The organism is Exiguobacterium undae DSM 14481, from assembly GCF_000620805.1.
GTDB lineage: Bacteria > Bacillota > Bacilli > Exiguobacteriales > Exiguobacteriaceae > Exiguobacterium_A > Exiguobacterium_A undae.
In genome coordinates this window covers 3092193-3113313 of the sequence record NZ_KK211187.1, presented here as the reverse complement: position 1 = coordinate 3113313, position 21121 = coordinate 3092193, and the positions used below count along the sequence as shown (strand labels likewise).

Genomic DNA, 21121 nt, shown 5'->3' with positions numbered 1-21121 from the left:
AACAGAAGAAGGTCGAACCAAAACAAGAAGATTCCATCGTGATCGAGCCGCTTGAGGAAGGGCAGGATTTCTTATACGGACGTAATCCGGTCCTTGAAGCATTGCGGACGGGCCGTGAGATGAACAAGCTCTTTATCCAAGAAGGACAGCAGAAGGGACCGCTTGCCGTCATCCATGCGATGGCGAAAGAAGCCGGTGTCCAGACACAAATCGTCCCGCGTTCGAAATTACACGGGCTGACAGGCAGTGACAACCACCAAGGTGTCGTGGCTGCCGTCGCTGCCTACGAATATGCGGAGCTCGATGACATCTTCGCGCTCGCAGAGAAGAAAGACGAAACGCCGCTGATGATTTTGCTCGACGAGCTGGAAGATCCACATAACCTCGGATCGATTCTCCGGACGGCGGACGCCGTCGGTGCCCACGGGATCATCATTCCGAAGCGCCGGTCGGTCGGATTGACACAAGTCGTCGCCAAAGCCTCAACAGGGGCAATCGAACACATTCCGGTCGTCCGCGTGACGAACTTGACCCGGACGATGGAAGACTTGAAGAAAAAGGGCATCTGGTTTGTCGGAACGGATGCACGCGAAAGTGATGATTACCGAACGCTTGACGGGACGATGCCGCTTGGAATCGTCATCGGCAGCGAAGGCAAAGGGATGAGTCGACTCGTCCGTGAAAAATGTGATTTCCTTGTGCATCTTCCGATGGCAGGGCACGTCACATCACTCAATGCATCGGTCGCAGCCTCGTTATTGTTGTATGAGGTCTACCGGACGAGAAAGCCGTATTCGCGATGAAATATGACCGTCTGATCGTTGATGGCTACAATATCATTGGCGCATGGCCGGAATTCCGGACATTGCGGGAGCAGGATTTTGAATTAGCACGGGAACGATTGGTCGATGCGATGGCCGAGTATCAAGCCGTAACGGGAATCAGTGTGACGATTGTATTTGATGCCTACTTGCAACCGGGACGAGAATCCCGGATTAAGAAAAGCGGGATCGAAGTCATCTATACACGAGAAAACGAAACGGCGGATGAGTGGATTGAAAAAACAGCAGCGGAATGGTTGCAGGACATCCGGGTTAAACTGACCGTTGCGACAAATGACTTCACGGAGCAATGGGTCATTTTCACACTGGGTGCGTTGCGGATTTCGGCACAGGAGTTACGCCGGGACTGGAAAGCGGCCGTTGTCGTCATCCGGGGTCAGACGACGATGTCGAAGACCAGCAAAAAACCGCGGTCGACAATCGATATGCCGGCGGATGTCATCGAACGTCTGGAAGAAATCCGGCGGCGTAAAAATTCAGATTCATAAGATATTCGGACAAGCGGGGTTCACGATACAGTCGTGGATCCTGCTTTTTTTATCGTCATCTGTGCCGAATCTTCACCCGACCGTTCAGACAAAAAGAGGTCATGCCAATTTTCATTGTCGTACGATAGGAAATTATTGTATAATTAGAAACAATCGATTAGTTGGCTAGAGAAGCTTGGAGGGATGAAGGATGAGTTTGGTTTCGTTCGACCAGTTTGAGTGCATGACCGATGAGGCGCTTGTGGAACAAGCGAAGGTATTTGACAACAGTGATGCGCTCGAATTTCTGATCGAGCGGTATCGCAACTTCGTACGAGCTAAAGCACGGTCTTACTTCTTAATCGGAGCGGACCGGGAAGATATCGTTCAAGAAGGCATGATCGGACTGTATAAAGCGGTCCGGGATTATCGAACCGATAAACTAGCTTCTTTTAAAGGATTTGCCGAACTCTGCATTACACGACAGATGATCACAGCCATCAAAACGGCGACACGTCAAAAACATATTCCGCTTAATTCGTACATCTCGCTGGATAAACCGATTTACGATGACGAATCGGAGCGGACGTTACTCGATATCATCACGTCGACGGCGCCGTCTGATCCGCAGATTCTGATCGTCAACCGGGAAGAGTATGCCGATATTGAAAGTAAGATGGATGAGATTTTAAGTGATCTGGAACGAAAGGTTCTGGCTCTGTACTTGGACGGTAGAACGTATCAAGAAATCTCAGATGATCTTGACCGCCATGTGAAATCGATCGATAATGCGTTACAACGCGTCAAGAAGAAACTGGAACGGTACCTCGAGGCGCGGAAACTGACAGTATGATCGAGAGGTGGATTGACCACTGAATCCGGGTGTGCTACTGTATAAATAGCGCCTTACTAGCGAGACGCCGCTCATAGGCGTTTTTTTTTACGCTCTTTTTTGGAGAGAGACTTCTTTTCGCAAAGAGAAAGAGTGGCAAAGAAGGAGGTCTTTTGAGATGGCGAAGAAAGTAGGCCTTGCTTGTGATATTTGCGGTGCCCGCGACTACACGACGATGAAAAAAGAGGATGTCAGCATCCGCTTGGAACTGAAAAAGTTCTGTCGCCGCTGTAACGCGCATACGATTCATAAAGAAGCGAAATAAGGCTTCATCTGTCCCGATTTAATACATCCTGGAGGGAAAGTACGATGAAATTTTTGCGTGACGTATGGAATGAACTGAAAAAGACGAGCTGGCCAAAACGAAAAGAACTGACGAAGTATACACTGACCGTAATCGGTATGGTCATTTTCATGGGTGTCTTCATCTTTGGTGTCGATTCTGGGCTCAGCGCATTCATGAGTTGGTTGATTAAGTAAAAAGAAGAGGTGACGTACCATGGATAAGCAGTGGTTTGTTGTCCAAACGTACTCTGGATTCGAAAACAACGTCAAGGCGAACCTTGAGCGTCGGATCGAGTCTATGAACATGGACGAGAAAATCTTCCGTGTACTCGTTCCGATCGAAACGGTACAGGAAGAAGTAACAAATAAAAAAGGCGAGACGAAAATCAAGGAACGTGAAATCAAGATCTTCCCGGGGTATGTCCTCGTGGAAATGGTCATGACGGATGATTCTTGGTACGTCGTCCGTAACACGCCGAACGTCACAGGATTCCTTGGTTCGGTCGGCGGCGGTTCAAAACCGACACCACTTCTTCCTGAAGAAGCAGAAAACATTCTTGGATCAATGGGACTTGTCGACATGAAGAGTCGTTACGACTTTGCAATGGGACAAATTGTTCGGATCAAAGAAGGTGCGTTTGAGAACTTGGAAGGAACGGTTGAAGAGCTCGACACGGAAACGGAAAAAATGAAGGTTTCTGTCGATATGTTCGGTCGTGAAACAAAAGTCGAGCTTGATTTCTCACAGGTTGAGAAAATAGATTAAGTTTCCTATTGCGAAACTTTTGTTTTAATGGTACAATTTTTCCTGTTTGATGTTGTGCTTATTTCGATAAATTACTCGTCGAATAGAATGAGTGGGAGGACGCGCAACGTCCAATTAAACCACATTAAAGAATTAAGGAGGTGTGTCTCGTGGCGAAGAAGGTTATGAAACTAGTTAAACTTCAAATTCCTGCGGGCAAAGCAAACCCAGCTCCACCAGTTGGACCGGCACTCGGTCAAGCAGGTGTGAACATCATGGGCTTCTGTAAAGAGTTCAACGCTCGTACACAAGACCAAGCCGGCTTGATTATTCCTGTAGTCATCACGGTTTTTGAAGATCGTTCATTTACGTTTATTACTAAAACTCCACCAGCAGCAGTTCTCTTGAAGAAAGCAGCTGGAATCGAGAGCGGTTCAGGCGAGCCTAACCGTAAGAAAGTAGCGACTGTCAAACGTGACAAAGTTCGCGAAATCGCTGAAACGAAAATGCCAGACCTCAACGCAGCATCTGTTGAAACAGCGATGTTGATGGTTGAAGGTACTGCACGTTCTATGGGTATCGTAATCGAAGACTGAGTCTTTTGATTGCAATGAACAACGATGAGGGTCGCAGGCGGATAGTTACTTGAAGCCTTGCTACCCTTTCATTATGTGGGAGGATTTTCCGCACAACCACAAAGGAGGAACCTAAAATGGGTAAGAAGTATAAAGAAGCTGCTAAACTTATCGATCGTACGGTTTCATACGAACTCGCTGAAGCGGTAGACTTGACTAAAAAGTCTGCAACTGCGAAATTCGATGAAACAATCGAACTTGCTGTTCGTCTCGGAGTCGATCCGAAGAAAGCAGATCAACAAATCCGTGGAGCAGTCGTATTGCCACACGGTACTGGTAAAACACAAAAAGTTCTCGTCTTTGCTAAAGGTGAGAAATTGAAAGAAGCGGAAGCTGCTGGAGCAGACTTCGCTGGTGATTCTGAGTACATCACTAAAATCCAACAAGGATGGTTCGACTTCGATGTTATCGTTGCGACACCTGACATGATGGGTGAAGTTGGTAAACTCGGTCGTGTTCTCGGACCTAAAGGCCTCATGCCTAACCCGAAAACAGGAACAGTTACATTTGACGTCACAAAAGCAATCAACGATATCAAAGCTGGTAAAGTTGAGTACCGTGTCGACAAATCAGGTAACATCCACGTTCCTGTCGGTAAAAAATCATTTGATGACACGAAACTTGTTGAGAACATCAACACAGTCATCGAAACACTCGTTAAAGTTAAGCCTGCTACTGCTAAAGGTATCTACCTTAAGAACATCGCGATCGCTTCAACAATGGGTCCTGGTGTAAAAGTATCTTCAGCTGACTTCGCGAAATAATTTCGTCTAAAACGAACTTGACAACGTTCTAAGAACGCTGTTACAGTATAAAACGTTGATATATTCGACATACCGTAGACAGAAGGTGCTCATCGATTGAGCATAAACCCTTCCGAGGTGTTCTTGCTCAGAGAGCCTGTTTGTTCAGGTATCCTTTTTGACGATTACGCCTCCTCTGCTTCGCAGACGGAGGCTTTTTATTTGAAATCGAGCAGCCCCTCGCGCCGGTACATTCCATTTACCAGGAGGTGCAACAGAAATGGCAAACGAAAAAGTTATCGCTGTCAAAGCGGATCTCGTATCTGAGATCGCTGAGAAAATGCAAGCGAGTGCTGGAACGATCGTCGTCGACTACCGTGGTCTCACAGTAGACGAAGTAACTGAACTTCGTAAACAACTCCGCGAAGCGGGTGTTGAATTCAAAGTTTACAAAAACGGTCTCCTCCGCCGTGCAGCAGTTCAAAGCAATCTTGAAGGTCTTGAGGAAGTCTTTACAGGTCCTACTGCGATCGCCTTCAGCAATGAAGACGTTATCGCTCCAGCTAAGATCTTAAACAACTTCTCGAAAGAACACAAAGCTCTTGAGCTTAAAGGTGGTATCATCGAAGGCAAAGTCACTTCAGTAGAAGATGTCAAAGCCCTTGCGGAACTTCCATCACGCGAAGGTCTCCTTTCGATGCTTCTCAGCGTGCTTCAAGCGCCAATCCGTGGTCTTGCGGTGGCAACGAACGCAATTGCAGAGCAAAAAGAAGAACAATCTGCTTAATGTCCGCTTAGCGGGATAGGCAAACACACAATTTTTCAAACCCCAACGTGGGCTAAATCAAAGGAGGAAAACCATAATGGCTTTCAACAAAGAGCAATTTATCGAAGACCTCAAGGGCATGACTGTTCTTGAACTTAACGAACTCGTAAAAACAATCGAAGAAGAATTCGGCGTATCAGCAGCAGCTCCAGTAGCAGCAGCAGGTGCAGGCGCAGCAGCAGCTGAAGAGCAAACTGAATTCGACGTTATCCTCACAAACGCAGGATCTGGTAAAATCAACGTCATCAAAGCAGTTCGCGAATTGACAGGCCTCGGTCTTAAAGAAGCGAAAGCACTCGTTGACGGAACTCCAGCTCCAGTTAAAGAAGGCGTTTCGAAAGAAGACGCTGACGCAATCAAAGCTAAGCTTGAAGAAGCTGGCGCTACTGTAGAAGTTAAGTAATTTTCTTCTTCACGTAAAACAAAAGAAGCTCGCTTTGCGGGCTTCTTTTGTTTTCAACTTTAATGCAGAGAGGGGAAGGAAACATGGCCGATCATTATTACACAAATGATCCCTCCTCGAAACGGGATCCGAAGTCGTGGGAGTTTGTATTACGTGGTGAAACGTTCCGTTTTACATCCGATCATGGTGTCTTTTCAAAAGGCGGCATTGATTTTGGTTCACGTCTTTTAATAGAAGCATTTGTCGAACCAGACGTCACCGGTGCAATTCTTGATGTCGGTTGTGGATACGGTCCGATGGGTATTTCGCTTGCGAAGACGACCGGACGAGAAGCGGTTTTGGTTGATGTAAACGAGCGGGCACTTGAGCTTGCTGCTGACAACGCACGTGCGAATGGTGTTTCCGTGACGACCGGTGTAAGTGACGGATACGCTGGCGTGGTTGATCAGACGTTTGCAGCGATCGTGACGAATCCACCGATTCGCGCAGGAAAAACTGTAGTTCACCGGATTTTACGGGAAGCGTATGATCATTTGGAAATCGGCGGTGCCTTATGGGTCGTCATTCAGAAAAAACAAGGCGGACCGTCAGCGAAAAAACTGATGGAAGAAGTCTTTGGTTCATGTGAAACCGTTACCCGGGATAAAGGGTACTCGATATTTAAATCAATTCGGTCTTGACAAATCGAGTGATTTGTCGTTGACCTTGTCTAATGTCTATGATAGTATTATAAAATGCCATTGGAGTGATTTTTGGATAAGCAGTTTGAAGCAGCTGGCGTTCTCGACTACAGATGATTGAGTAGACAAGACGTCGCTTTTTTGCGCTTATCGGTCAAAAAATGGCTTCAATGTTCGATATTACACCCGTCCTTCTCTAGAAGAAGAAGTGGGTCTGAGAGGTGAATCAGTTGACTGGTCAACTTGTTCAGTACGGTCGTCACCGTCAGAGAAGAAGCTATGCACGTATCAGCGAAGTATTAGAACTTCCAAATCTTATTGAGATTCAAACGAATTCATACGAATGGTTCCTGCGGGAAGGTCTTCGTGAGATGTTTCATGATATCTCGCCGATTTCCGACTTCACTGGAAATCTCGTATTAGAATTCATCGACTACTCGCTCGGAGAGCCGAAGTATTCGATTGATGAATCAAAAGAACGCGATGTGACCTATTCGGCACCACTACGCGTAAAAGTCCGTCTTCAAAACAAAGAGACGGGTGAATTGAAGGAACAAGAAGTCTTCATGGGTGACTTCCCGCTTATGACGGAGTCGGGAACATTCATTATTAATGGTGCGGAACGAGTCATCGTTTCTCAGCTTGTTCGTTCGCCAAGTGTGTATTACAACAATAAGTTAGATAAGAACGGTAAACGTGGATTTTCGGCAACGGTCATCCCGAACCGTGGAGCATGGCTCGAACTTGAGACAGATGCGAAGGATATCGTATATGTCCGAATCGACCGCACGCGTAAGATTCCAGTAACGGTTCTTTTACGTGCTCTTGGTTTCGGCACGGATCAGGAAATCATCGATCTCCTTGGAGATGATGAATACCTCCGCAACTCCCTTGAAAAAGATAATACAGAAACAACGGAAAAAGCCCTCATTGAGATTTATGAGCGTCTGCGTCCGGGAGAGCCACCGACTGTCGAAAATGCGAAAGCACTTCTCGTGTCACGGTTCTTTGACCCGAAACGTTATGATTTGGCAAACGTTGGTCGTTATAAAATCAATAAAAAACTTCATTTGAAGAATCGTCTGTTCGGACAGAAACTTGCGGAAACGCTTGTGGACCCGGAAACAGGTGAAGTAATCGCAGAAGAAGGAACAGTCCTTGATCGTCGTATGCTCGATAAGGTTCTGCCATTCCTTGAAGGATCTGTCGGTTATATCGAAGCGACGCCAACTGGCGGCGTAACACAAGGCGAAGCCTTCAACTTGCAGTCGATCAAGGTGTTCGCACCGGACGATGCTGAAGGTGAACGCATCATCAATATCATCGGTAACGGTAACATCGATCGTGACATCAAGCACATTACGCCTGCTGACATGATTTCTGCTATCAACTACTTCTTCAACTTGTTGCATGAAGTAGGAACGACAGACGATATCGACCACCTCGGTAACCGTCGTCTCCGTTCAGTCGGTGAATTGCTCCAAAACCAGTTCCGGATCGGGCTTTCCCGTATGGAACGTGTCGTTAAGGAGCGGATGTCGATTCAGGATCAGAACGCGATCACGCCACAGGCATTGATCAACATTCGTCCGGTTATCGCATCGATTAAAGAGTTCTTCGGTAGCTCGCAGTTGTCACAGTTCATGGACCAAACGAACCCGCTTGCCGAGTTGACGCACAAACGTCGTCTCTCTGCACTTGGACCCGGTGGTCTTACACGTGAGCGTGCCGGCTTCGAAGTCCGAGATGTTCACTACTCGCATTATTCCCGTATGTGTCCAATCGAAACGCCTGAGGGTCCGAACATCGGGCTGATCAACTCACTGTCTTCGTTCGCGAAGGTCAATGAGTATGGTTTCATTGAAGCACCATACCGTCGTGTCGATCCGGAAACGGGTGTCGTCACGAATGAAATCCACTACATGACGGCAGACGAAGAAGATCTCTACGTCGTCGCACAGGCAAACATGTTGTTGACGGAAGAGAAGACGTTCCAAGATACACACGTCTTGTCACGTTTCCGTGGACAAAACTTGTCTGTCGAACCAGCTCGTGTCGATTACATGGACGTATCTCCGAAACAGGTTGTTTCGGCAGCGACGGCATGTATCCCGTTCCTTGAGAACGATGACTCGAACCGTGCCCTCATGGGAGCAAACATGCAACGTCAGGCCGTCCCACTTCTCGATCCGGAATCACCGATTGTCGGAACAGGAATGGAGTACGTGTCTGCGAAAGACTCAGGTGCTGCGGTTGTTGCTAAACACTCAGGTATCGCTGAGCGTGTAACGGCGCGTGAAATCCTTGTCCGTCGTACGACGGAAGTCGATGGCAACATCGTTCAAGGTGAACTCGATCGTTACAAGATTCAAAAATTCATCCGTTCCAACCAAGGAACGTGCTATAACCAAAAACCAATCATCAAAGCAGGCGATCCAGTCGATAAAGGCGAGATTCTTGCAGATGGTCCATCGATGGACGGTGGGGAACTTGCGCTTGGTCGTAACGTACTCGTCGGTTTCATGACATGGGATGGTTACAACTACGAGGATGCCGTCATCATGAGCGAACGTCTCGTGAAAGACGATGTCTACACGTCGATCCACATCGAGGAATATGAGTGTGAGTCGCGTGATACAAAACTCGGACCGGAAGAGATCACTCGTGACATTCCGAACGTCGGCGACGACGCCCTGAAAAACCTCGACGACCGCGGAATCATCCGCGTCGGTGCTGAAGTTAAAGACGGGGATATCCTGGTCGGTAAAGTTACACCTAAGGGCGTAACGGAATTGACAGCTGAAGAACGCCTGCTTCATGCCATCTTCGGTGAAAAAGCACGTGAAGTCCGTGATACATCACTCCGTGTACCGCACGGCGGCGACGGTATCATCCTTGACGTGAAAATCTTCGATCGTGATAACGGCGACGAACTGTCACCTGGTGTCAACCAGTTGATCCGTGCGTACATCGTTCAGAAGCGTAAGATTCACGAAGGAGATAAAATGGCGGGACGTCACGGTAACAAAGGTGTTATCTCACGTATCTTGCCAGAAGAAGACATGCCGTACATGCCAGACGGCACACCAATCGACATCATGTTGAACCCACTTGGTGTACCATCACGGATGAACATCGGGCAGTTGCTCGAGCTTCACCTTGGTATGGCTGCACGCCAACTCGGAATCAAAGTCGCATCACCGGTATTCGATGGTGCGCGTGAGGAAGATGTTTGGGCAACGATTGAAGAAGCCGGTATGGATCGCGACGCCAAAACCATCCTTTATGATGGACGTTCTGGTGAAGCCTTCGACAACCGTATCTCGGTCGGTGTCATGTATATGATCAAACTCGCCCACATGGTCGATGATAAACTTCACGCACGTTCGACGGGTCCTTACTCACTCGTTACGCAGCAGCCGCTCGGTGGTAAAGCCCAGTTCGGTGGACAGCGTTTCGGTGAGATGGAAGTATGGGCACTGGAAGCATATGGTGCCGCTTATACGCTCCAAGAGATCCTGACAATCAAGTCGGATGATACAATCGGTCGTGTCAAAGCATATGAAGCGATTGTTAAAGGTGAAAATGTACCACAACCGGGCGTACCGGAATCGTTCCGAGTCCTCATTAAAGAGCTTCAATCACTGGGTATGGATGTTAAGATGATGTCTGCCGAAGATGAAGAGATCGAAATGAAAGACGACGACGAGGACAACATCCCGAACGCGACTCCAGCACTCGAAGAAGTTCAAGCGCCTGTCGCACCAGTTGTTACTGAAGAGGAATAAGCGAAAGGGAGGTCCACCCCTTGGTAGATGTTAATAGATTTGAATATATGAAAATCGGCCTCGCTTCCCCTGAAAAGATCCGTTCATGGTCTTTCGGGGAAGTGAAGAAGCCGGAAACGATCAACTATCGTACGCTCAAGCCAGAGAAAGACGGCTTGTTCTGTGAACGGATTTTTGGTCCGACGAAAGACTGGGAATGTTACTGTGGGAAATACAAACGAATCCGTTATAAAGGAATCATTTGTGACCGCTGTGGCGTTGAAGTCACGAAGTCGAAAGTCCGCCGTGAACGCATGGGTCACATTGAACTTGCTGCACCGGTTTCGCACATTTGGTACTTCAAAGGAATCCCAAGTCGTATGGGTCTCGTCCTTGATATGTCACCACGTGCACTCGAAGAGATCATTTACTTCGCGTCGTACGTCGTAACGGATCCAGGCGAATCGACACTCGAGAAGAAACAACTCCTTTCAGAAAAAGAGTATCGCGCATACCGCGAGAAATTCGGTAGTTCGTTTACCGCTGAAATGGGTGCAGAAGCCGTTCGTAAATTGCTTCGCGACGTTGAACTCGAAAAAGAAGTAGCTGGCTTACGTGAAGATCTTCGAATGATTCAAGGACAACGTCGTACTCGTGCGATTAAACGCCTTGAAGTCCTCGATGCCTTCCGTAACTCAGGCAACAACCCGGAGTGGATGGTTCTTGAAGTATTACCGGTCATCCCGCCGGAACTCCGTCCGATGGTCCAGCTTGATGGTGGACGTTTCGCGACATCTGACTTAAACGATTTGTACCGTCGTGTCATCAACCGTAACAACCGTCTCAAGCGTCTTCTTGACCTTGGCGCTCCGAACATCATCGTTCAGAATGAAAAACGGATGTTGCAAGAAGCGGTTGATGCCTTGATTGATAACGGTCGTCGCGGTCGTCCTGTTACTGGACCGGGTAACCGTCCATTAAAATCTCTTTCACATATGTTGAAAGGGAAACAAGGACGTTTCCGTCAAAACTTGCTCGGTAAACGTGTCGACTACTCTGGTCGTTCGGTTATCGTCGTTGGTCCAAACCTGAAGATGTATCAGTGTGGTCTTCCGAAAGAAATGGCCCTTGAGCTCTTCAAACCGTTTGTCATGAAAGAGCTTGTCTCACGTGGCATCGCACCTAACATTAAGAGTGCAAAACGGAAAATCGAACGTGTACAACCTGAAATTTGGGACGTTTTAGAAGAAGTCATCCGTGAGCATCCGGTTCTCTTGAACCGTGCCCCGACCCTTCACCGTCTCGGTATCCAGGCGTTCGAACCAACGCTCGTCGAAGGTCGCGCGATTCGCCTTCACCCACTCGTATGTACGGCATACAACGCCGACTTCGATGGTGACCAAATGGCGGTTCACGTACCACTCTCGGCAGAAGCACAAGCAGAAGCACGTCTTCTCATGCTCGCTGCTCAAAACATCTTGAACCCGAAAGACGGTAAACCTGTTGTTACACCATCGCAGGATATGGTCCTCGGTAACTACTACCTGACGCTTGAGCGTGAAAACGCAATCGGCGAAGGGAAAACATTCTCGACCGTGAACGAAGCGTTGATTGCCTACCAAAATGGGTATGTCCACTTCCATACACGTGTTGCAGTTCCAGCCGGCGTTCTTAAAAACCCGACATTCACGGAAGCGCAAAACGAGAAATTATTGGTTACGACGGTCGGTAAGTTGATCTTCAACGAGATCCTCCCAACGACGTTCCCATACTTGAATGAACCATCGATGAGCAATCTGCAGGAAGCAACGCCTGATCAGTACTTCCTTGAAAAAGGAACGGATGTCGCTGCTGAAATCAAGAGCCGTCCGATCATCGAACCATTCAAAAAAGGATTCCTCGGAAATGTCATCGCGGAAGTCTTCAAGCGTTTTGAAACGACTGAAACGAGCCGCATGCTTGACCGAATGAAAAACCTTGGTTTCAAACACTCGACACGTGCGGGTATTACGGTTGGTATCGCCGATATCATCGTACTTCCGGACAAACAGGAAATCCTCGTCGAGGCACAAGATAATGTTGACCGCGTTATGAAATCGTACCGTCGTGGTCTCATCACAGAAGAAGAGCGCTATGAGCGTGTCGTTAAATCGTGGAATGATGCGAAGGATGAAATTCAGTCTCGTCTGATGAAATCCCTTAACCGTCTCAACCCGATCTTCATGATGAGTGACTCCGGTGCCCGTGGTAACGCGTCAAACTTTACGCAGCTTGCAGGGATGCGTGGACTCATGGCCGCTCCAAGTGGACGGATCATCGAGCTCCCGATCAAATCTTCGTTCCGTGAGGGTCTGACGGTTCAGGAATACTTCATCTCGACGCACGGTGCGCGTAAAGGTCTTGCCGATACAGCCTTGAAGACTGCCGATTCAGGTTACCTGACTCGTCGTCTCGTTGACGTAGCGCAAGATGTTATCATTCGTGAAGATGATTGTGGAACGGATCGTGGTATCCGCGTCACAGCACTTCGTGAAGGAACGGAAGAAATTGAAAACCTTTACGACCGTCTTGTTGGCCGTACAGCGTTTGAAAAAGTCGTTCACCCGGAAACAGGTGCCGTTCTCGTTTCAACAAACGAACTCATCGACGAAGATATCGCGCGTGCGATTACGGACGCAGGCATCGACAACGTTGAGATTCGTACAGCCTTCACATGTAACACAAGTCATGGTGTCTGTAAGAAATGTTACGGACGTAACCTTGCGACTGGTAACGACGTCGAAGTCGGCGAAGCAGTCGGAATCATCGCGGCACAATCAATCGGTGAGCCGGGAACGCAGCTTACAATGCGTACCTTCCACACAGGTGGGGTTGCCGGAGACGATATCACACAAGGTCTCCCGCGTATCCAGGAGTTGTTCGAGGCCCGTAACCCGAAAGGTCAAGCGGTCATCTCGGAGATCGACGGACAAGTCATCGACTTTACGGAGTCGCGTGACAAGCGTGAGTTGACGATTCAAGGTCTGAGCGAGACACGGACATACACGATTCCTTTCGGATCGCGTCTGCGTGTTCAACTCGGTGAAGAAGTCAAAGCCGGACAAGTGTTCACAGAAGGTTCAATCGACCCGAAAGAACTCTTGAACGTCAAAGGTGTATCAGGCGTACAGAACTATCTTCTCCAAGAAGTTCAAAAAGTATACCGGATGCAGGGGGTTGAGATCGGTGACAAGCACGTCGAGGTCATGGTACGTCAGATGATCCGTCGCGTCCGCGTCATCGAATCAGGTGAGACATCACTCTTACCAGGTTCGCTTGTCGATATCAGCACGTTTAAAGAAGCATGTAAAGAAGCGCTCCGTGCCGGTAAAGCACTCGCTTCGGCTAAACCAGTTCTCCTCGGTATCACAAAAGCGTCGCTTGAAACGGATTCGTTCCTATCAGCTGCTTCGTTCCAGGAAACTACTCGTGTCCTTACGGATGCGGCGATTAAAGGGAAGAGCGACTACCTTCGCGGCTTGAAAGAGAACGTTATTATCGGTAAACTTGTTCCAGCTGGTACAGGAATGACACGTTACCGTCAAATCGGTCTCGAAATAGCAGGCGAAACACCTGTAGAAGCAGATTCTCCTGTAGAATAAAACGCCTTGACACGCCGGTATGGCGGTGCTACTATGATATAGTGTTGCCAACCGGCTGTGTTATTTTGGAGGATATCTTCATGTCTTACAAAAAAGTAGTCGGCGCAGATTTGAAGTTTGTCGGTCAAAAGCAAACGCTCAAAGCATTGCGATCTGGCAAGGCGTCGGAAGTGATCATCGCAGATGACGCAGATGAACACGTAAAGCAAGCATTGCTCGACGCGGCGAAACAAGCAAACGTTCCAGTCGTGAGCGTTCCTTCTAAGCTTGAGCTTGGTAAGGCTTGTGGAATCGACGTTGCTGCAACTGCTGTTGCCATTAAGAAAGTTTGATAATACGTTTTGTGTGGCGATGGAATGCCTGAGCCACGCAAAACGTTTCATTATGACTTTCGATGAACCACCCGGCTCGGTGGTTTTGAAACTTGTCATGAATTCAGGAAGGGAGGATCTCAAAGATGCCTACTATCAACCAATTAGTCCGTAAAGGACGTCAATCAAAAGTTGTGAAATCAGATTCGCCAGCGCTGAACAAAGGGTACAACAGCTTTATTAAAGCTCGTACTGACATCAGCTCACCACAAAAACGTGGTGTTTGTACTCGTGTAGGTACAATGACTCCGAAGAAACCGAACTCGGCTCTTCGTAAGTACGCACGTGTACGTTTAACGAACACAATGGAAGTAACAGCTTACATCCCAGGTATCGGCCACAACTTGCAAGAACACAGTGTTGTTCTTATTCGCGGCGGTCGCGTAAAAGACTTACCAGGGGTACGTTACCACATCGTTCGTGGTGCACTCGATACAGCTGGAGTTGACGGCCGTATGCAAGGTCGTTCGAAATATGGTACTAAACGTCCAAAAGCAGCAAAAAAATAATCTAGATATCAGAAGATATCACCTCACTATATGAAAGGAGGGACTCGGAATGCCACGTAAAGGTCAAGTAGAACGCCGTGATGTAATGGCTGATCCGATCTACAACTCTAAACTCGTTACCCGCCTTATCAACCGTCTTATGTTAGATGGTAAAAAAGGTACTGCTCAACAAATCTTATACAAAGCTTTCGAAACTATCGCTGAACGTTCAGGTCGCGATGCAATGGAAGTTTTTGAAGAGGCGATGAACAACATCATGCCAGTTCTTGAAGTAAAAGCACGCCGTGTAGGTGGAGCTAACTATCAAGTTCCTGTCGAAGTCCGCCCTGAGCGCCGTACGACACTCGCACTTCGTTACCTCGTGAACTACTCACGTCTCCGTAACGAGAAAACAATGGATGCTCGTCTTGCTAACGAAATCATGGACGCTGCAAACAACACTGGTGCTTCTGTTAAGAAGCGCGAAGATATGCACAAAATGGCGGAAGCGAACAAAGCGTTTGCTCACTACCGCTGGTAAATCCGGAATTAACCACCTCATCTATGCCATTTTGTATGGAAATATGAGGTGGCTTTCGGGTATAGTCATGACGTGTGGCAACACACGGACACTAAACTAAAATGCGAAAGGAGAATGTTTAAAGATGGCAAGAGAATTCTCCCTTAAGAACACCCGTAATATCGGGATCATGGCCCACATCGATGCTGGTAAAACAACAACGACTGAGCGTATCCTCTATTACACGGGTCGTATCCACAAGATTGGTGAAACGCACGAAGGTGCTTCACAGATGGACTGGATGGAGCAAGAGCAAGAGCGCGGAATCACGATTACATCGGCAGCAACAACTGCACAATGGAAAGGTAACCGCGTAAACATCATCGATACACCTGGACACGTAGACTTCACTGTTGAAGTTGAACGTTCACTCCGTGTACTTGATGGTGCGGTAGCAGTACTTGATGCTCAGTCTGGTGTTGAGCCACAAACTGAGACAGTATGGCGCCAAGCTACAACTTACGGCGTACCACGTATCGTTTTCGTTAACAAAATGGATAAAATCGGTGCAGACTTCCTGTACTCGGTTGGAACGCTCCGCGACCGCCTTCAAGCGAACGCACACGCAATCCAAATCCCAATCGGCGCTGAAGATGAATTCAAAGGAATCATCGACCTCGTTGAAAAGAAAACTTACATGTACGGTAACGACCTCGGTACTGACATCGAAGAAACTGAAGGTTTCCCTGCAGAATTCGCAGAAGAAGCTGAAGAACTTCGTGCGTCATTAATCGAAGCAGTTGCAGATTACGAAGAAGAAATGATGATGAAATACCTCGAGGGCGAGGAAATCACAATTGAAGAGCTTAAAGCGGGTATCCGTAAAGCGACACTTACAGTTGATTTCTACCCAGTTCTCGTTGGTTCGGCATTCAAGAACAAAGGTGTTCAGCTTATGCTTGACGCAGTCCTTGACTACCTCCCATCACCAGTCGACGTAAAAGCAATCACAGGAATTAACATGGATACAGATGAAGAGATCGTTCGTGAGTCAACTGACGAAGCGCCATTCTCTGCACTTGCATTCAAAGTTATGACTGACCCGTATGTTGGTAAATTGACGTTCTTCCGTGTGTACTCTGGTACAGCTTCGGCAGGATCATACGTCAAGAACTCAACAAAAGGTAAACGTGAGCGTCTTGGACGTATCCTTCAAATGCACGCGAACAGCCGTGAGGAGATCCCAATGGTCTTCGCTGGTGACATCGCAGCAGCTGTAGGTCTTAAAGATACTACTACTGGTGATACGCTTTGTTCAGAGAAAGACAACGTCGTTCTCGAATCAATGACATTCCCAGAACCAGTTATCTCGGTCGCAATCGAGCCTAAAACGAAAGCTGACCAAGATAAAATGGGTCAAGCACTCGCTAAGCTTGCTGAAGAGGATCCAACATTCCGCACTGAAACTAACCCAGAGACTGGTCAAACGATCATCTCAGGTATGGGTGAGCTTCACCTCGACATCATCGTTGACCGTATGCGTCGCGAATTCAAAGTCGAAGCAAATGTTGGTGCTCCACAAGTAGCTTACCGTGAAACGATCCGCCAAGCGGCGAAAATCGATTCTAAGTTTGCTCGTCAATCAGGTGGTCGTGGTCAGTATGGTCACGTCGTCGTAGAATTCGAGCCAAACGAAGAAGGTGCTGGCTTTGAGTTCAACAACAAAATCGTCGGTGGTGTTGTTCCACGTGAATACATCCCAGCGGTTGAACACGGAATCGAAGAAGCGCTTCAAAACGGTATCCTTGCTGGTTATCCAGTAGTTGACGTTAAAGCGGCACTCGTTTTCGGTTCGTACCACGATGTCGACTCAAACGAGATGGCATTTAAAATCGCGGCTTCAATGGCCGTCAAACAACTTAAAGATAAGAGCGGCGCTGTTATCCTTGAGCCAATGATGAAAGTTGAAATCGTTATCCCAGATGAATACATGGGAGACATCATGGGTGATGTTACATCACGCCGTGGACGCGTTGAAGGTATGGAAGCTCGTGGGAACGCTCAAGTCGTTCGTTCGATGATTCCACTTTCAGAGATGTTCGGTTACGCTACTGGTCTTCGTTCACGCACACAAGGTCGCGGAACGTACTCGATGCACTTCGATCACTACGAAGAAGTACCGAAATCAGTTGCTGAAGAAATCATCAAAAAAGCAAACGGCTAATCCTTCACAGGTTGTCACGCTTTTATGATTAGTGTAAGCTAAGGAAGGTGTACGTTATTCGACGATTCACCTTCCTAGTTATAAAATATTATTAGACACATAGAGGAGGAATTCAGAATGGGTAAAGAAAAATTCGACCGTTCTAAACCGCACGTTAACGTTGGTACAATTGGCCACGTCGACCACGGTAAAACAACTTTAACAGCAGCTATCTCAGCTGTACTTGCAAAAGCACAAGGTAAAGCTGCAACTAAGTTTGACCAAATCGATGGTGCTCCAGAAGAGCGCGAGCGCGGTATCACTATCGCAACAGCTCACATCGAGTACGAAACAGAAAAACGCCACTATGCACACGTTGACTGCCCAGGTCACGCTGACTATGTTAAAAACATGATCACTGGTGCTGCACAAATGGACGGCGCGATCCTCGTTGTTTCTGCAACTGATGGTCCAATGCCACAAACACGTGAGCACATCTTGCTTTCACGTCAAGTAGGTGTTCCTTTCATCGTAGTATTCATGAACAAAGTCGACATGGTTGACGACGAAGAGCTTCTTGAACTCGTTGAAATGGAAATCCGCGAACTTCTTTCTGAGTACGACTTCCCAGGCGATGACCTCCCAGTTATCCAAGGATCTGCTCTCGGCGCGCTTAACGGCGAAGCTAAATGGGAAGAAAAAATCATGGAACTCATGACAGCTGTTGATGAGTACATCCCTGAGCCAACTCGTGACACTGAAAAAGACTTCATGATGCCAGTTGAGGATGTTTTCTCAATCACTGGTCGTGGTACAGTTGCTACTGGCCGCGTTGAGCGTGGAGTTCTTAAAGTCAACGACGAAGTTGAAATCGTTGGTCTTCACGAAGAAACTAAAAAATCAGTATGTACTGGTGTAGAGATGTTCCGTAAGCTTCTTGACTATGCTGAAGCTGGCGACAACATCGGAGCACTTCTCCGTGGTGTATCACGTGACGACATCGAGCGTGGACAAGTTCTCGCGAAACCAAACACAATCACACCGCACAAAACTTTCAAAGCGCAAGTTTACATCCTTTCAAAAGAAGAGGGTGGCCGTCACACGCCATTCTTCGGTAACTACCGTCCACAGTTCTACTTCCGTACAACTGACGTAACTGGTATGTGCCAACTTCCAGAAGGAACTGAAATGGTAATGCCTGGGGACAACATCGAATTGACTGTTGAACTCATCGCGCCAATCGCTCTTGAAAAAGAAACTCGTTTCTCAATCCGTGAAGGTGGCCGTACAGTAGGCGCTGGATCAGTTACAGAAATCGTTGAGTAATTTTTAAGACAAAAGGTCTTCCGTCTCCCGTGACGGAAGACCTTTTTTTTGATTTGCTGAAAACAGTCTTGCAACATGGTCAGACATCTTATATACTGAGGAAAGTGTTTGTGCGAGTGGTGAGAGACTTGAAAACAAATTCTATTTTTATTTTACTTGCTTTCCTGCTTGGAATTAAGTAAACTAGAATATGTTGGTCACAAACACAACGCGATGAAGCGGGAGGTTATGACACACCAGGCGGCATTGCCATGGCTAGTGTGGAAATTTCCGCGGAGAATGTCTATTTACAAAATAGGCGAAAAGGAGGGAAACAACATGGCAAATGAAAAAATTCGGATCCGTTTGAAAGCATACGATCACCGCGTGCTTGATCAATCGGCTGAGAAGATTGTCGAAACAGCAAAACGTTCTGGTGCTACTGTATCTGGTCCGATCCCACTCCCAACGGAGAAAGCGATCTACACAGTACTTCGTGCCGTTCACAAGTACAAAGATGCTCGTGAGCAGTTCGAAATGCGTACACACAAACGTTTGATCGACATCGTTAACCCAACACCGAAAACAGTTGATGCGCTTATGCGTCTTGAACTTCCATCGGGCGTTGACATCGAAATCAAACTTTAATTTTTCTTCTATAAATAGTTGATACTAGCCAGAAGATCAAAATCATTCAATATTAGGAGGTGTATCTCATGGCTAAAGGAATCTTAGGAACTAAACTCGGTATGACACAAGTCTTCAACGAGTCAGGCGAAGTAGTACCGGTTACTGTCGTTTCAGTAGAAGGTAACGTTGTTCTTCAATTGAAGACAATGGAAGTGGACGGTTACGAAGCAGTCCAACTCGGCTTTGGTGATATCAAAGAAGGTCGTCAAAACAAACCGCAAAAAGGTCACGCAGCGAAAGCTAGTGCGACACCTAAGCGCTTCATTAAAGAAATCCGTACATCTGTAACAGATTTCGAAATCGGTCAAGAGATTAAAGCAGATACTTTCGCTGCAGGCGAAATGGTTGATGTAACAGGTACGTCGAAAGGTAAAGGTTTCGCTGGAGCAATCAAGCGTCACAACCAATCACGTGGTCCAATGGCTCACGGTTCGCGTTACCACCGTCGCCCAGGTTCAATGGGTCCTGTCGCTCCAAACCGTGTATTCAAAGGGAAATTGCTCCCAGGACGCATGGGTGGAGAGCAAGTCACTGTTCAAAACCTTGAAATCGTAAAAGTTGATGTAGAACGCGGCTTACTCCTCGTCAAGGGTGCTATCCCAGGCGCACGTAAGAGCCAAGTTGTCGTCAAAACTGCGGTAAAAGGCAACTAATTTGTTTGCAAGGAAAGGAGGAATAACGAATGCCTAAAGTAGCTTTGCTTAACCAAACAGGTACACAAGTTGGAGACATCGAGTTGGCAGATACCGTTTTCGGAATCGAGCCAAACGAAGCAGTCGTATACGATGCAATCGTCATGCAACAAGCTTCACGTCGCCAAGGTACACATGATACAAAAGGTCGCTCGGAAGTTCGCGGTGGCGGCCGTAAACCATGGAAACAAAAAGGTACTGGTCGTGCACGCCAAGGTTCGATCCGTTCGCCACAATGGGTTGGCGGTGGAACAGTCTTCGGTCCAACACCACGTTCGTACGCTTATAAACTTCCTAAAAAGGTTCGTCGTCTCGCATTACGTTCAGCACTTTCTTCGAAAGTCGCTAACAACGAGTTCATCGTTCTTGAAGGATTGACAATCGATGCTCCGAAAACAAAAGACATGATTTCGGTCTTCGCTGCTCTTTCAATCGAACGTAAAGTCCTCGTCGTTACTGCTGATTACAACGAGACAGTCGTTCTTTCAACACGCAACATTCCGGGTGTCACAGTCGTTGACGCTGCTGGAGTAAACGTCCTTGATCTTGTCGCACACGACAAAGTCATCTTCACGAAGGATGCAGTTGCGAGAGTAGAGGAGGTGCTTGCATAATGGCAAACGCACACGACATTATCAAACGTCCTGTAATTACTGAACGCTCAGTGAACCAAATGGCTGAGAAAAAGTACACGTTCGAAGTAGACGTAAAGGCATCTAAGACACAAATCAAAGATGCAGTTGAAGCGATCTTCGGCGTTAAAGTTGAAAAAATCAACACACTTATCTCTAAACCAAAAGCAAAACGCGTAGGTCGTCACGCTGGTTACACAGCACGCCGCAAAAAAGCGGTCGTCACGCTTACTGCAGATAGCAAAGAACTCGATTACCTCGGTTAATCGGTACTCTGTAGAAAAGGAGGGAACT

The 21121-nt window shown here is 47.4% G+C and carries 22 protein-coding genes and 1 other annotated feature; all 22 genes read left to right on the top strand.

Annotated features, from left to right (window positions below; all coding sequences use genetic code 11):
* Positions 1-38: 38 nt before the first annotated feature.
* Complete coding sequence (gene rlmB, locus P397_RS0116805; protein WP_026826906.1) at positions 39-803, top strand: 23S rRNA (guanosine(2251)-2'-O)-methyltransferase RlmB; 765 nt, start codon at positions 39-41, stop codon at positions 801-803.
* Positions 800-1330, top strand: a complete 531-nt coding sequence (locus P397_RS0116800; RefSeq protein WP_026834312.1) for an NYN domain-containing protein — start codon at positions 800-802, stop codon at positions 1328-1330. Before rlmB ends, P397_RS0116800 begins: the two co-directional genes overlap by 4 nt.
* 190 nt (positions 1331-1520) lie before the next feature.
* The gene (gene sigH, locus P397_RS0116795; protein ID WP_026834311.1) at positions 1521-2162 is read left to right on the top strand and encodes an RNA polymerase sporulation sigma factor SigH; all 642 of its coding nucleotides are present in this window, start codon (positions 1521-1523) and stop codon (positions 2160-2162) included.
* 157 nt (positions 2163-2319) lie between these two features.
* Positions 2320-2466, top strand: a complete 147-nt coding sequence (gene rpmG / locus P397_RS0116790) for a 50S ribosomal protein L33 (protein WP_012368993.1) — start codon at positions 2320-2322, stop codon at positions 2464-2466.
* A gap of 44 nt (positions 2467-2510) precedes the next feature.
* On the top strand, positions 2511-2681 hold the full coding sequence (gene secE / locus P397_RS0116785; RefSeq protein WP_012368994.1) for a preprotein translocase subunit SecE: 171 nt from the start codon (positions 2511-2513) through the stop codon (positions 2679-2681).
* A gap of 19 nt (positions 2682-2700) precedes the next feature.
* The gene (gene nusG, locus P397_RS0116780; protein ID WP_026834310.1) at positions 2701-3252 is read left to right on the top strand and encodes a transcription termination/antitermination protein NusG; all 552 of its coding nucleotides are present in this window, start codon (positions 2701-2703) and stop codon (positions 3250-3252) included.
* 149 nt (positions 3253-3401) lie between these two features.
* Positions 3402-3827 (top strand): 50S ribosomal protein L11, encoded by a 426-nt coding sequence (gene rplK, locus P397_RS0116775; RefSeq protein WP_012368996.1) that lies wholly within the window; start codon positions 3402-3404, stop codon positions 3825-3827.
* Positions 3828-3943: 116 nt separating this feature from the next.
* Positions 3944-4630 (top strand): 50S ribosomal protein L1, encoded by a 687-nt coding sequence (gene rplA, locus P397_RS0116770; RefSeq protein ID WP_026834309.1) that lies wholly within the window; start codon positions 3944-3946, stop codon positions 4628-4630.
* A 54-nt stretch (positions 4631-4684) separates the two neighbouring features.
* Positions 4685-4839: a sequence feature (ribosomal protein L10 leader region), on the top strand.
* A 50-nt stretch (positions 4840-4889) separates the two neighbouring features.
* Positions 4890-5396 carry a 50S ribosomal protein L10 gene (gene rplJ / locus P397_RS0116765; RefSeq protein WP_014969141.1) on the top strand — a complete coding sequence of 169 codons (507 nt, stop codon included), beginning with the start codon at positions 4890-4892 and terminating at the stop codon, positions 5394-5396.
* A 76-nt stretch (positions 5397-5472) separates the two neighbouring features.
* Positions 5473-5838 (top strand): 50S ribosomal protein L7/L12, encoded by a 366-nt coding sequence (gene rplL / locus P397_RS0116760; protein ID WP_026834308.1) that lies wholly within the window; start codon positions 5473-5475, stop codon positions 5836-5838.
* A gap of 83 nt (positions 5839-5921) precedes the next feature.
* Positions 5922-6518, top strand: coding sequence for a class I SAM-dependent methyltransferase (locus tag P397_RS0116750; RefSeq protein WP_028107245.1), 597 nt, complete (start codon positions 5922-5924; stop codon positions 6516-6518).
* A gap of 230 nt (positions 6519-6748) precedes the next feature.
* Positions 6749-10306: a DNA-directed RNA polymerase subunit beta gene (gene rpoB / locus P397_RS0116745; RefSeq protein WP_026834306.1), complete on the top strand. Its 3558-nt coding sequence runs from the start codon at positions 6749-6751 to the stop codon at positions 10304-10306.
* A 20-nt stretch (positions 10307-10326) separates the two neighbouring features.
* Complete coding sequence (gene rpoC / locus P397_RS0116740; RefSeq protein WP_026834305.1) at positions 10327-13926, top strand: DNA-directed RNA polymerase subunit beta'; 3600 nt, start codon at positions 10327-10329, stop codon at positions 13924-13926.
* Positions 13927-14006: 80 nt separating this feature from the next.
* Complete coding sequence (locus P397_RS0116735) at positions 14007-14258, top strand: ribosomal L7Ae/L30e/S12e/Gadd45 family protein (protein ID WP_026834304.1); 252 nt, start codon at positions 14007-14009, stop codon at positions 14256-14258.
* Positions 14259-14383: 125 nt separating this feature from the next.
* Entirely contained in the window at positions 14384-14806 is a 423-nt protein-coding gene (gene rpsL / locus P397_RS0116730) for a 30S ribosomal protein S12 (RefSeq protein WP_012369004.1), read from the top strand.
* 49 nt (positions 14807-14855) lie between these two features.
* Entirely contained in the window at positions 14856-15326 is a 471-nt protein-coding gene (gene rpsG / locus P397_RS0116725; RefSeq protein WP_026834303.1) for a 30S ribosomal protein S7, read from the top strand.
* 124 nt (positions 15327-15450) lie between these two features.
* On the top strand, positions 15451-17529 hold the full coding sequence (gene fusA, locus P397_RS0116720; RefSeq protein WP_026834302.1) for an elongation factor G: 2079 nt from the start codon (positions 15451-15453) through the stop codon (positions 17527-17529).
* 117 nt (positions 17530-17646) lie between these two features.
* Positions 17647-18834: an elongation factor Tu gene (gene tuf, locus P397_RS0116715; protein WP_026834301.1), complete on the top strand. Its 1188-nt coding sequence runs from the start codon at positions 17647-17649 to the stop codon at positions 18832-18834.
* Between the two features lie 318 nt (positions 18835-19152).
* The gene (gene rpsJ, locus P397_RS0116710) at positions 19153-19461 is read left to right on the top strand and encodes a 30S ribosomal protein S10 (protein WP_012369008.1); all 309 of its coding nucleotides are present in this window, start codon (positions 19153-19155) and stop codon (positions 19459-19461) included.
* Between the two features lie 68 nt (positions 19462-19529).
* Positions 19530-20156 (top strand): 50S ribosomal protein L3, encoded by a 627-nt coding sequence (gene rplC, locus P397_RS0116705; protein WP_026834300.1) that lies wholly within the window; start codon positions 19530-19532, stop codon positions 20154-20156.
* 29 nt (positions 20157-20185) lie between these two features.
* A complete protein-coding gene (gene rplD, locus P397_RS0116700; protein ID WP_028107244.1) occupies positions 20186-20809 on the top strand; it encodes a 50S ribosomal protein L4 in 624 nt (207 codons plus the stop codon).
* Entirely contained in the window at positions 20809-21093 is a 285-nt protein-coding gene (gene rplW / locus P397_RS0116695; RefSeq protein WP_012369011.1) for a 50S ribosomal protein L23, read from the top strand. Before rplD ends, rplW begins: the two co-directional genes overlap by 1 nt.
* The last annotated feature ends 28 nt before the right edge of the window (positions 21094-21121 follow it).

Coding starts and splice junctions, on each gene's coding strand:
- rplJ (WP_014969141.1), top strand. CDS start 4,890: ATGGCAAACGAAAAAGTTATCGCTGTCAAAGCGGATCTCGTATCTGAG.
- rplW (WP_012369011.1), top strand. CDS start 20,809: ATGGCAAACGCACACGACATTATCAAACGTCCTGTAATTACTGAACGC.
- secE (WP_012368994.1), top strand. CDS start 2,511: ATGAAATTTTTGCGTGACGTATGGAATGAACTGAAAAAGACGAGCTGG.
- P397_RS0116800 (WP_026834312.1), top strand. CDS start 800: ATGAAATATGACCGTCTGATCGTTGATGGCTACAATATCATTGGCGCA.
- sigH (WP_026834311.1), top strand. CDS start 1,521: ATGAGTTTGGTTTCGTTCGACCAGTTTGAGTGCATGACCGATGAGGCG.
- P397_RS0116735 (WP_026834304.1), top strand. CDS start 14,007: ATGTCTTACAAAAAAGTAGTCGGCGCAGATTTGAAGTTTGTCGGTCAA.
- rpmG (WP_012368993.1), top strand. CDS start 2,320: ATGGCGAAGAAAGTAGGCCTTGCTTGTGATATTTGCGGTGCCCGCGAC.
- rpsJ (WP_012369008.1), top strand. CDS start 19,153: ATGGCAAATGAAAAAATTCGGATCCGTTTGAAAGCATACGATCACCGC.
- tuf (WP_026834301.1), top strand. CDS start 17,647: ATGGGTAAAGAAAAATTCGACCGTTCTAAACCGCACGTTAACGTTGGT.
- P397_RS0116750 (WP_028107245.1), top strand. CDS start 5,922: ATGGCCGATCATTATTACACAAATGATCCCTCCTCGAAACGGGATCCG.
- rplD (WP_028107244.1), top strand. CDS start 20,186: ATGCCTAAAGTAGCTTTGCTTAACCAAACAGGTACACAAGTTGGAGAC.
- rpsG (WP_026834303.1), top strand. CDS start 14,856: ATGCCACGTAAAGGTCAAGTAGAACGCCGTGATGTAATGGCTGATCCG.
- fusA (WP_026834302.1), top strand. CDS start 15,451: ATGGCAAGAGAATTCTCCCTTAAGAACACCCGTAATATCGGGATCATG.
- nusG (WP_026834310.1), top strand. CDS start 2,701: ATGGATAAGCAGTGGTTTGTTGTCCAAACGTACTCTGGATTCGAAAAC.
- rplA (WP_026834309.1), top strand. CDS start 3,944: ATGGGTAAGAAGTATAAAGAAGCTGCTAAACTTATCGATCGTACGGTT.
- rpsL (WP_012369004.1), top strand. CDS start 14,384: ATGCCTACTATCAACCAATTAGTCCGTAAAGGACGTCAATCAAAAGTT.
- rplC (WP_026834300.1), top strand. CDS start 19,530: ATGGCTAAAGGAATCTTAGGAACTAAACTCGGTATGACACAAGTCTTC.
- rplL (WP_026834308.1), top strand. CDS start 5,473: ATGGCTTTCAACAAAGAGCAATTTATCGAAGACCTCAAGGGCATGACT.